Raw genomic sequence first — 11,712 nt, forward strand, 5'->3', positions numbered from 1 at the left:
ATGGTGTGCCACTGGGCGATGGGTGTCAGGTAGGAACGCGCCACCCCGACCCGGCCGCTGCCATATGACGGGAGCATTCCCCAGGGTGCACCTCGGGCGGTCGGGCCGGGTAGCGCACTGCGCAGACATGCACTGCAGGCACACGAAGGGATCTGTTTCGCCCATGTACGCAGCATCGTCCTCCGTGTCCGCCCCGCCCCGGCCGCTGCACCCCCGCCCGGCGGGCAGCGGCCCCTACCTCGACCCCGCTCGCCCGGCGGCCCCCGTGCTCGGTGCCGGCAGGACGCGGCGCGCTCCGGGGCTCGGCACCCAACCGCTCAGCGGGAGACTCGACTTGTCCGGCCCCCAGGGCGCACAGCTGCGTACGGCGATCGCGTCGGTGCACCGGATCTGTCCGGAGTTCGCTCCGGTCCAGGTGCTGCGCCGCAGCGGCCGCTCCGTCCTCCTGGTGGGGACGACCGGGCGCAGCACGGCCGTCGCGAAGTGTTTACTGGACCACTCCCCCGCATGGGCCGAGCGGATCCGCCACGAAATAGCGGCATACCGCTCGTTCGTCCGGCATCGCCCGCCCGTGCGGGTGCCCCGGTTGATCGCGGCGGACCCGGACAACTGCACCCTGGTGATCGAGCGGATGCCGGGACGGGTGGCGGCTCTGCACCGGCACCCGGCGGAGGCCCCGCCGCGGGCGGACATCCGGGCGGCGCTCGGTGCGATCTGCCGGCTGAACGCCTGGCGGCCGCCGGCGGGCACCTTCGACGCTCCGCTGGACTACGCGGCCCGTATCTCCCGGTACCACGAGCTGGGGCTGCTCACCGACCGGGACATGGGCGACCTGCAGAAGCTGCTGCACGGCATCGCGGCGACCGCGGGCCGGCACGGCATGGGACAGTTCTGCCACGGCGATGCACTGCTCTCGAACATCCTTCTGTCACCGGCCGGTCCAGTGCTGGTGGACTGGGAGCACGCGGGCTGGTATCTGCCGGGGTACGACCTGGCGACGCTGTGGTCGGTGCTCGGGGACGCACCGGTGGCCCGGCGTCAGATCAGCCAGATCGCGCAGTCGGCGGGCCCGGCCTCGCGCGACGCGTTCCTGGTGAACCTGATGCTCGTACTGACCCGTGAGATCCGTACCTATGAAACCGCCGTGCAGCGCTCGATGCACGACACGACCCCGGCGGCACCGGGAGCGGCCCACCCAGGTGCTGCGCCGTCCGGCGAGGAGCAGCGCCTACTGCTGAGGCGGCTGCACGACGACTGCCAGTTGGCCCGACGGGCCGTACGCGCGGCGGTCGGCACTCGCTGACGGGGACGAAGGTCCGCGGTGCGCCTGGGACAGCGGCGCACCGCGGACCTTCGTATGTCCGCCCTCGCACGGTCCCTCGCAAACGGCCCATTGGTGTAAGCCACTGAAGCCCCGCAGGCCCGAAAGGTGCCGCCACGAAACTCCCGGGACCCCCGGTTGACAAGGGAATTCTCCTTGCCCTGGGCATGATTGACGGATCGTCGGCCAGCCGGTACCACTGACGCACGTCCGGCCCCGCACGGCTCATCGCGACCGACCGTCCCAGGAGGCTGCAATGCGAGGATCCGACCCGACCAGCGCCTGCGGGCACAGACATACACGAACCGCTGTCGGCGCGGTCGCCACCGCGGCGCTGCTGCTGCCCCTGCTCGGCGCGGCCCCCTCCGGCGCACAGACCTCGGCGAACAGCCTCCAGCTGGCGTTCGCCTCGGCGGCCGCCAGATACGAGGTCCCGCAGAGCGTCCTCCTCGGCGTCTCCTACCTGCAGTCCCGCTGGGACACGCACGCCGGGGCTCCGAGTGTGACCGGCGGCTACGGCCCGATGCACCTCACCGACGCCCGGACCGCCCTCGCCGAGGCCCCGCACCACAGCGAGGGCACGGAGGACGCGCGCGGCGACAGCGCCCGGGCGCCCCTGCTGCCCGAGACAGAGGTACCGGCGCCGACGGAGTTCCCGGCCCGGCTCACGACATTGCCGAAAGCGGCGGAACTGACCGGACTGAGCGCCGAGGAGCTGCGGACCGATCCCGCGGCGAACATCGCCGGCGGCGCCGCACTCCTGGCGAACACGCAGCAGGACCTGGGCGAACCGCTCAGCGAGGACCCGGCGGACTGGTACGCGGCGGTGGCCCGCTTCGCGGGAGCCGACGACACCGCGACGGCGGCGGCGTACGCCGACGACGTGTACGACGTGATCCGCACCGGCGAGGAACGCGCCACGGACGCCGGCCAACTGGTCGCCCTGGCGCCCCAGCCGGACGTCACCCCCGACACCTCCGGCATGAAGCGCACGGGTCTCCGGACGCTCGGTACCGGGGACACGCAGTGCCCGAAGTCCGTGTCCTGCGAGTGGATCCCGGCGCCGTACGAGGAGTTCGGCGACAACGACTACGGCAACCACGACCTGGGCGACCGGCCGAAGTCACAGAGCATCAAGTACATCGTCATCCACGACACCGAAGGCACCTGGGAAGGCGTCCTCAACCTCGTCCAGGACCCCACCTACGTCTCCTGGCAGTACACACTGCGCTCCACCGACGGCCATGTCGCCCAGCATGTGAAGGCCAAGGACGTCGCCTGGCACGCGGGCAACTGGTACGTCAACGCCAAGTCGATCGGTCTGGAGCACGAGGGCTTCCTGGCCGATCCGGACGCCTGGTACACGGAGGCGATGTACCGCTCCTCGGCGCGGCTGGTGAAGTACCTCGCCAAGAAGTACGGCATCCCGCTGGACCGGCAGCACATCCTCGGCCACGACAATGTGCCGGGCCCGACCACCGCCACCGTCGGCGGCATGCACACCGACCCCGGGCCGTACTGGGACTGGCGGCACTACTTCGAGCTGCTCGGCCACCCCTTCAAGGCCACCGGCGGTCAGGAGGCCGGGATGGTGACGATCCGGCCCGACTACGCGACCAACCAGCCGCAGTACACGGGCTGCGTCACCAAGGGCGAGCCGTGCGCGGCACACGGCTCCAGCGAGGTGCGGCTGTACTCCGGGCCGGGCAGGACCTACCCGCTGATCAAGGACATCGGTCTGGGTACGGTGCCGGGCACCGGGGTGAACGACATCTCCTCGCGGGCCTCCACCGGTCAGCAGTACGCGGTCGCCGGGCGCGACGGCGACTGGACGGCGATCTGGTACCTGGGGCAGAAGGCCTGGTTCGAGAACCCGACGAAGGACCCGACCGCAGTGAGCGCGAAGGGCCTGGTGGTGACTCCCAGGGCCGACGTGGAGAGCGTCCCGGTGTACGGGCGCGCGTACCCCGAGGCCTCCGCGTACCCGACGGGAGTGCCCGCGCAGGCGGTGTCGCCGCTGCCGTACAAACTGCTCAAGGACCAGAAGTACGTGGCCGGTGACGAGGTGCCGGGTGAGTACTACTACGCGGTCACGTTCACCACGGACTCGCACAAGGTCGTGGTCGGCAAGGACCTGTACTACGAGATCCAGTACGGCCACCGGGTGGCGTTCGTGCGGGCGGCGGACGTCGACGTGCAGGTCTCCCGGTAGGGGACGTCCGGCAGTTGGCGGTGCCACTCCTCGGGTGAGAGGCCGTCGCGGACCCGTCGGCAGACGGTGTCGGCGGCGGCCTCCGGTGTGATCAGGCCTCCCAGGTGTAGCGACGCCCTGCGACCGCCTTGAAGGTCAGCTCCCCGCTTCTGAACAGGTCACTGCGTACGGTCAGTTCACGTGTCCGTGACGCCGTCAGCGTGATCCGGGTCCCCTGGCCGCCGGCCCACTCGACGTCGACGGTGGCACCGCCGCGGGCGCGCAGTCCCCGGACCGAGCCGTCGGGCCACATGGCGGGCAGGGCGGGCAGTATCTCGATCACGTCGTGCTGGCTCTGCAGGAGCATCTCCACGATCCCGGACGTGGCACCGAAGTTGCCGTCGATCTGGAACGGCGGGTGGGTGTCCCAGAGGTTGGGCAGGGTGGAGAGCTTGAGTTGTTCGCCGAGCATGAGGTGTGCGTGGTCGCCGTCGCGCAGCCGGGCCCAGAAGTTGACCTTCCACGCCTTGGACCAGCCGGTGCCGCCGTCGCCGCGCGCGGTGAGGGAGACCTTGGCCGCCTCGGCCCACCGGCTGCCGGGCTCGATCTGGCGTCCCGGGTGGAGGGCGAACAGATGGGAGACATGCCGGTGTTCGTCGGTGGGGTCGTCCAGGTCGGCCTTCCACTCCTGGAGTTGACCCCAGGACCCGATGCGCAGGCCGGGGTCGAGTCGCCCGAGCGTCTCTTCCAGACGGCGGCGGAAGTCGGGCGAGTCACCGAGGATCCGGGCCGCTTCGAAGGTGTTGGTGAACAGGTCGTGGACGATCTGCTGCGACATGGCCGCACCGGCCGTGAAGTCCCCGTGCTCCGGCGAGTAGCTGGGCGTGACGACGAGGGTGCCGTCACGCGGGTCGGTGCGCAGGTTGTCCAGCCAGAACTCGGTGGCCTCCTTCAGCACCGGGTACGCGGTGGTGCGGAGATAGGCCGTGGAGCCGCTGAACCGGTAGTGCTCGTACAGCTGTTGGGTGAGCCAGGCCGCCGCCTCGGGGAACCAGAACGCGGTCGCCCAGTCGTGCACACCGGTGAAGCCGTACGGGTTGGTCTCGTTGTGCACGACCCAGCCGCGCGAGCCGAACATCTCCTGTGCGCTGACGCGTCCCGGAGCGCGCAGCGCCTCGACGAAACGGTCGTAGGGCTCCGTCGTCTCGGCGAGGTTCGCGGCTTCGGCGAGCCAGTAGTTCATCTGCAGGTTGATGTTGACGTGGTAGTCGGCGGACCACGGGGGCGAGGTGCTCCGGTTCCAGACGCCCTGGAGGTTGGCGGGCAGGGAGCCGGGGCGTGAGGAGGCGATGAGGAGGTAGCGGCCGTACTGGAAGAAGAGGGCTTCCAGGGCACGTTCGGCCGCGGTCGGGCCGGCGGTGTAGGCGGACAGCAGCCGGTCCGTGGGGACGTCCGCGGGCGGTTCCTGGCCGATGTCGAGGGCGACCCTGCGGAACAGGGCGCGGTGGTCGCGGAGATGGCGGCGCAGGAGCGCCTGGTGGTCCGTGCCCGCCTGCTCGACGGTCCGGGTGACGACGGCGTGCGGGTCCGCGCCTCGGTAGCCGGGGTAGGTGTCGGCGTAGTCGGTGCCCGCGGCCAGGACGAACCAGGCGCTGTCGGCGCCGGTCACGGTGATGGTGCCGTCGGTGTGGGAGCTGAGGGTGCCGTCCTTGCTGTGGACCCGGATCTGCGCCTCGAAGCGCAGCCCGTTGTCGGCGAGCGTGCCCCGCACCGTCAGGGTTCCGTCCGCGGCGGCCGTGGTGGTGAAGTCGGCGCGCGGTGAGGTGTACCGGAGGGTGAAGGTGACGCTCCCGGGCCGGTCCGCGGTCAGCCGCCCCACGATCGCACCGTCGGGCTGGGAGGCGAAGAACTCCCTTCGGTGGCGCACTCCTTGATGGGTGTACGTGACGGACGCGACGGCCTTGTCGAGGTCGAGTTCGCGGCGGTAGTCGTCCGGGATGGTGGCCGGTGCGCCGGGGACGTCGAGGTGGAGGTCGCCGAAGGTCTGGTGGGCTCCGTAGCCGACGCGGCGCTGACCGAGGCGGGCGGCGACCTCGTCGGGGGCGAGGGTGGTCCGGGCGTCGACATCGTCCTGGACGGCGGTGAGGGCGCCGGGGCGGGCGTCGCGCCAGTTGCCGTGGTCGTATCCCTGGGCCGAACCGGGGCCGCCGGTCCACAGGGTCTTCTCGTTGAACTGGAGCCGTTCGGAGGCGAGGGTCCCGAAGATCATGGCGCCGAGTGCGCCGTTGCCGATGGGGAGGGCCTCGCGTTCCCAGTCGGCGGCGGGGGTGGCGTACCAGAGCGCCAAGGGTTGCACCGATACATCGGAGGAATCGGTAGCCGCCTCGCTGACACCGGCCCCTGTCGCGAGCACACCGGCACCGCTTGCCGCAGCCTTTAACGTCGTTCTTCGAGTGATCCCATACGACATGACCTTGACGCTAGAGGTCCGATGACTTGGCGACAAGGGTCATGACAAGGCGGGCGGAATCCCGAACAGGGACGGGTCGGGGTCAGCCCTGCTGGAAGAGCTCCGCCGGCAGCGGCTTCAGGAGGGCGTACAGGTCGTCGGTGATCGGGCGGTCCCACGCGGCGATGGTCACCAGGACATTGTCGCTGCGGTCGAACTGCACGCAGGAGATCCGGCCCTCGGAGAGCTTCAGGCGCCGCACGATCAGAAGGTTGTCGCCCTGCATCACCGGCATGTCCTCGGCGCCGACGACGGTCACCTCCTCCTCGTTCTCCAGCGCGATCAGCAGCTGGGCCACCTCGAAGGGCACCTCGCCCTCGGCGAGGTCCCGAGCCGGGGAGCCCTCGGGGAGGTTGCCGATGATCATCGCGGGGCCGCGGCCGCCGAACAGGTCGTAGCGCAGGAAGACACCCTGGCAGGTGCCGTCGGGGGCGGGCAGCAGACCGGCGCCGAGGTTGCCGGGCCAGTCGCCCGGGTCCATGGCCAGGACATCGAAGTCGGGGCCGGCGGGAGTTGCGCTGCGGCGGCGGAGGAACGACATGCGCCAATGGTACGGGGTGCCGTTCGGCGATGGGCACGTGCGGTCCTGGGGTGCTTCGGCCGATATCCGGGTGCGGGTGGGTGGGGGCTGGTCGCGCCCACGCGGCGGAGCCGCACATCGACACGACCGCGCGCCCCCTGGTGGGTGGGGCGCTACGTTGGCTCGAGAGCCGCTGCCAGTCCACGGTGGTCGGTGCCCATCTTCCTGTAGACCGCCGAGAGCAGGCGGGTGACCGTCGGCTCGTCGATGCCCAGCCCGTCGGCGATCTCACGCTTGGTGAGACCCTCGGCCGCCATGGTGGCTGCCGTACGTTCGCGAGTCGTCAGCGTGTCCGTGTCCGTGCTGTGGAGGCGACGCGGGCGCAGACCCGCCGCCGCCAGTTCGTCGCGGGCCGCCTCCACCAAGCCGTCCGCGCCGCACTGCACCGCCGTGTCCAGGCCCCGGTAGAGGTGCTCCGCCGCTTCCGTGGGGCGCCCCGTGCGCCGCAGCTCCGTCCCCAGTGCCACCAGCGCACATGCCAGCTCGTACGCGGCCGGGGAGCACTCCAGGTGGGCGACCGACTCCTCCAGGTACTTCACCCGGACCGTGCCCGAGGACACCTCGGCGGCCGTGCGCAGGGCCTGGCCGATGGCGGAGGGGGCACCGAACTGGCGGGCGCGGGCCACCGCTTCGAGGGCGGTGGTGACCGCGCGTTCGGGGGCGTCGTGGCTCTCGGCGCGGGCGAGGTGGAGCTGCCAGGGGCACCAGGCGGGGTTGCGGATGCCTCGGGGGTCGAGACGGCGGCCCGCTGCCGCCAGCTCGGCGGCCGCGTCCTTGGTGAGGCCGCGGGCGAGCAGCAGTTCGCCGTAGACGGTCTGGACGTCGGGGAAGACCACGGCGGCCGGGAAGGGTTCGTTGAAGGAGTAGTCCTCGGCGGTCTGCGCGGCCTCCGTGACGCGCCCGCGGGCCAGCAGGACCTCGATGAGGATGCCGACGGCGTACCAGTGGGCGGGTGTGCCGGGACCGACGCGTTCGGCGAGCCTGAGTCCCGCGCGCACGAAGTCCTCGGCTTCGGCGAGGCGGCCGCGGCGGAAGCGGAGGTAGGCGAGGAGCGTGTAGCCGAAGGAGAGGTGGGCGCCGCGCCAGCCCTGCCGTTCGAAGTCGGCGATCCCCGCGGCGAAGAGCTCTTCCGTACGGCCGGGGCGGTCCGCGTACATGAAGGCCATCGCCACCAGCACGGGCACCTCGAAACCACGGTCGGGTTCGGCCCAGCCGAGACCGCCGGCCAGGGCGCGTTCGGCGTGGTGGAGGGCGACATGGGCGGGTTCGCCGCGCAGGGTCGCGTCCCAGGCGCGCAGGCCGATGATGTACCGCTCGGTGAGGTCGCGGCCCTTGAGGCGGTCGGCGAGTCTGGTGAGACGGCGGGAGCGGGAGGGGTGGTCGGGCTCGTCGGCACGGAAGGCGTCCCACATGAACTGCTCGGCGACCATGCGCAGCTTGACGCGGGCGTCCTCGGTGACGCGGATCTCCCGGGCGAGGGTGTCGGAGGCCTCGGCGAGCCGGTCACTGTGGGCGAGGACCTGGGAGAGCCGGTAGACGATGTGGTGCCGCAGCTGCCGGTCGGCGATGGGCTCCTCCAGCGCGGCGCGCAGGTGGTTCACCGTGGTGGCCGGTTCGGTGAGCAGGGAGGCGCTGCCCAGTTCGTACAGCACTGCTGCCCGGTCCTCGAAGGGCGGGGGTTCGCGCAGGGCACGGGCGAGGTAGCTGCGGGCGGCGTCGGGGGCTCCGGAACGGACCGTCTCGCCGGCGGCGGCACGCAGTTGCTGTACGACCCAGGTGTCGCCGTCGGGGTGGGTCTCCAGGAGGTGGCGGGCAGCCACCGAGGGGCCCTGTCCGTCGTTGACGACGCACCATGCGGCCTGGCCGTGCAGGGCGACGCGCACCCCCGAGGGGATGGCCCGGTAGACGGCGGTGGCGATGAGCGGGTGGACGAACTCCAGGGTGTCGGCACCGGTGAGGACACGGGCGCCGCGCAGGGCGTCCGCGGCGTCCGCGGCCTCCTCCTGACCGAGCCCCGCGACGGCGGCGGCCAGCAACGGGTGGATCTCGGTGCCGAGGACGGCGCAGGCCCAGGCGAAGCGGACGGTGGAGGTGCCGAGCCGTTCGAGCCGGGCGATCAGTCCGCTGCCCTTGACCGCGGCGGCGAGGTCGCGCAGCAGATGGGCACCGGCCTCGGTGGGGGTCAGGCCGCGGTCGCGCACCTTGGCCGTGAGCTCGACGGTCTCGAAGGGGTTGCCTGCGGTGACGGCCCAGCACTCGCGGCAGAACGCGTCGTCGGCGTAGGTGCCGAGTGCTTCGCGGACGAGACCGGCGACGGCGACCGCGCTGAGCGGCTCCAGGTCGATGGGCCGGCCACCGGCCCGCCCGGGCAGTCCCCGGAACGACTCGGCGTGATCGGGGAGTTCGTCGGGCCGGTACCCGACGACGAGCAGCAGCGGGAGTTCCTCGGCACGCGGTGCGAACGCGGCCAGCCAGCGCAGCGATTCAGGATCCGCCCAGTGGGCGTCGTCGAGGACGAGGACCATCGGGGCACGCCGCACGGCGAGATGGGTGAGTACCCAGTCCAGTCCGTCCCGCAGGCCCTGCTGATCGGGTGGGGCACCGTCGGTGGGCGCGCACAGCCCGAGGGCCGGGCCGACGATGTCGTACCAACTGCCCAACCGGGCAAGGAGATCAGCCTCCGCCGCACCGGCGAACTGGGGTTGCAGAAGTTGCCGGGCCACGTGGAAGGCGACGCGCTGCTCCTGGTCACCGCCGCGCGCGGAGAGCACCGTGCAGCCCCGTGCGGCGGCGCGCCGACGGACCTCGGCCAGCAGGGTCGTCTTGCCGATCCCGGCCCTTCCGGCGAAGGCGAGCAGAGCGCCGCGAGGCCGACCGGCCGACTCGGACCCGTCCGCGCGCAAACCGGTGAGCTCGCCCAACGCCTCGTCCACGGCGGCGAGTTCACTTTCACGCTCGAAAAGCGTCCTGCTGCTCCTGATGCCGCGCCGGCCCATGGTGCACCCCCCGCCACGGTGGTACACCCGCGCGGGGAGCGAGCGCGCACCGTGACCTACAGGCACCTCAGCGTACGCTTCCGGCGGGCGGTGCGGGCCCGTGTCGGCGGGGCTCTGTTCCCTTCGCCTCGAACGCGGCGACCTTGAACGGTCCGACTCGGCACAGAGCGCGGCTAAGCGCTCCCTTTGTGCCGCTCATGATGCCGAGCCACCCGAGCCCGGTTCCCGCAAGACGGCTTGCACCACTCCTGCCGCGGATGCTCCTTGAGGAAGTACCGCACACAGCGCGGCGCATGGCATGCGCGCAACCGCTCCCGGTCCGGGCCGGCGAGGAAGCCGATCGCGGCCTGGGCGAGAACGGACGTCAGTTCCTCCTCACCGTGCGGCGCACGCCGCTCCACGGCGGGTTCGGCACCGCCGGCCCATCGCAGGACGGGGACGGTGGGGGTGCGAGCGGCAGCCGTGTTGAGCAGTTCGACGGCTTGCGGTACGGGCAGCAGCCGCGCGGCATCGGCTGGGCTCGGCTCGCCGGGTCGTACCGCGCGGGCGAACAGGGACCGGACGGCGGCGCGCAGCTCCCGTACGGCGGTCAGCTCCGCGTCGCCGGCCACGTACCCGGCGGCATTCGGCACGACGTCGGGGTGGGCCCGCACCCATGCGGTGAGCCCGGCGGGTTCGCCCAGGTCGTCGGCCACGCCCCCGTGTCCGTCATGGCGGATGGTGAGGGCGAGGTCGAGCGCGAGGTAGGTGTCCCTGTGGGTCGTGTCCTGCATGGCCCTAATGATAGGCGGCACTCTTACCCATTAGGCAGTCCCGGGTTCCGGCGGCACCACCGCCACCGGGCTCGCCGCATGCAGCAGCACCGCCTGAGTCACGGACCCCATCATGCGGGCAGGTGCCAGCAGCCGACGCCGGTGCCGCCCGACGACGACCAGCTCCGCGTCCTCGGACGCCCCGACGAGGTGGCCGGCCGCGTCACCCGGGGCCACCTGAAGATCGAGCCGTACATCGGTATGCCGCTTGCGGTGCGGGGCGAGGAAGCCCTCGGCCAGCGTGCGGGCCTCTCTCTCGACGGCCTCCTGGTCGATCATCACGGGGACGAGCTCGCCCGGCATCGCCCACGTCTGGAGCGGCCACTGGTAGGCGGTGACGACCTGGAGGCGGGCGCCCCGCAGGGCGGCCTCGGTGAAGCCGAAGGCGAGCGTGGTCTCGTCGGGGCTGTCGGCCTGGAGGCCCACGACCACGCGCGGTCCCGGTTCGGCGGGCGTCTGCGACCCCACCTCACGACCCGGCCGCGGCACCACGACCACCGGGCACTCCGCATCGCGCGCGGCGGCCATGCCGTTGGAGCCGAGCAGCAGGCTCGCGAAGCCACCACGCCCCCGGGAGCCCAGCACCAACAGCTGCGCGGTCGAGCCCAGTTCGGGCAGCAGGGCGGGCGGTGCGCCCTCCAGTACGAGATATTCCGTCGCCGGCCGGTCGGCGATCTCCGCCACCCGGGCGCGCACCTGGTCCAGCACCGAGTCCTGGTCCGACTCCGGCGGCCCGGCGGTCAGGACGTCGGGCCCGGCCCACGCGGCGTACTGCCGTACATGGACCACCCGCAACGGTGCCCGCCGCCTGCGGGCGGCGTCGAGGGCCCAGTCCAGGGCGCGCAGGCTGTCGTCCGAACCGTCGACCGCCGCGATGACCGGCAGGGTGCTCATGGGTTCCTCACCTCCGGAGTACGACCTTCCCCCGGGGGCCAGCGTCACTCGGACGCCGGCCCCGGCAGGCTGCTCAAGGTCGCGTGTCCGGAAAAACAGGTGAAACACCGCCGGATCGGCCCGTCACGTCACGTGAGGTCGAACTCCCCTTCCCGCGCGCCCGACACGAACGCGCCCCACTCGGCAGGTGTGAAGATCAGGGAAGGGCTCTCCGGGCGGCCGCTGTTGCGCATCGCGATGAAACCCTCGACAAAGGCGATCTGGACATCCCCCAGGCCACGGCTGCTGGAGTGCCAGTCGGCGCTGCTGAGGTCCAGCTCGGGCTTGTCCCAGCCCATGAGCGGCTGCTGCTGGATGGTGGTCTCGGCCACGTCCGTGCTCCTCCCGATTGCGTCGTCCGCGGTCAGCC

Annotated in this window: 8 protein-coding genes; 2 read left to right on the forward strand and 6 right to left on the reverse strand. The window is 71.8% G+C overall.

Annotation, left to right across the window (positions count from 1 at the left end; all coding sequences use genetic code 11):
- The first annotated feature begins 163 nt into the window (after positions 1 to 163).
- Entirely contained in the window at positions 164 to 1,303 is a 1,140-nt protein-coding gene (locus TN53_RS16765; RefSeq protein ID WP_046259304.1) for an aminoglycoside phosphotransferase family protein, read from the forward strand.
- Between the two features lie 274 nt (positions 1,304 to 1,577).
- Positions 1,578 to 3,533: an N-acetylmuramoyl-L-alanine amidase gene (locus TN53_RS16770; protein WP_046259305.1), complete on the forward strand. Its 1,956-nt coding sequence runs from the start codon at positions 1,578 to 1,580 to the stop codon at positions 3,531 to 3,533.
- Between the two features lie 91 nt (positions 3,534 to 3,624).
- Here the strand turns inward: TN53_RS16770 and TN53_RS16775 are convergent, their stop codons facing one another.
- The 6 genes from TN53_RS16775 to TN53_RS16800 all read right to left on the reverse strand — a co-directional run bounded on the left by TN53_RS16775 (position 3,625) and on the right by TN53_RS16800 (position 11,674).
- A complete protein-coding gene (locus TN53_RS16775) occupies positions 3,625 to 5,868 on the reverse strand; it encodes a glycosyl hydrolase family 95 catalytic domain-containing protein (protein ID WP_420719104.1) in 2,244 nt (747 codons plus the stop codon).
- A 196-nt stretch (positions 5,869 to 6,064) separates the two neighbouring features.
- On the reverse strand, positions 6,065 to 6,562 hold the full coding sequence (locus TN53_RS16780; RefSeq protein WP_046259307.1) for a hypothetical protein: 498 nt from the start codon (positions 6,560 to 6,562) through the stop codon (positions 6,065 to 6,067).
- 152 nt (positions 6,563 to 6,714) lie between these two features.
- Positions 6,715 to 9,597, reverse strand: a complete 2,883-nt coding sequence (locus TN53_RS16785; RefSeq protein ID WP_046259308.1) for a helix-turn-helix transcriptional regulator — start codon at positions 9,595 to 9,597, stop codon at positions 6,715 to 6,717.
- A gap of 173 nt (positions 9,598 to 9,770) precedes the next feature.
- The gene (locus tag TN53_RS16790; protein WP_046259309.1) at positions 9,771 to 10,370 is read right to left on the reverse strand and encodes a CGNR zinc finger domain-containing protein; all 600 of its coding nucleotides are present in this window, start codon (positions 10,368 to 10,370) and stop codon (positions 9,771 to 9,773) included.
- 30 nt (positions 10,371 to 10,400) lie between these two features.
- Positions 10,401 to 11,303, reverse strand: a complete 903-nt coding sequence (locus tag TN53_RS16795; protein WP_046259310.1) for a universal stress protein — start codon at positions 11,301 to 11,303, stop codon at positions 10,401 to 10,403.
- 128 nt (positions 11,304 to 11,431) lie between these two features.
- A complete protein-coding gene (locus tag TN53_RS16800; RefSeq protein WP_046259371.1) occupies positions 11,432 to 11,674 on the reverse strand; it encodes a DUF397 domain-containing protein in 243 nt (80 codons plus the stop codon).
- Between the last annotated feature and the right edge of the window lie 38 nt (positions 11,675 to 11,712).

The sequence above is a fragment of the Streptomyces sp. WM6386 genome, assembly GCF_000972385.1.
In the GTDB taxonomy this organism is placed as follows: domain Bacteria; phylum Actinomycetota; class Actinomycetes; order Streptomycetales; family Streptomycetaceae; genus Streptomyces.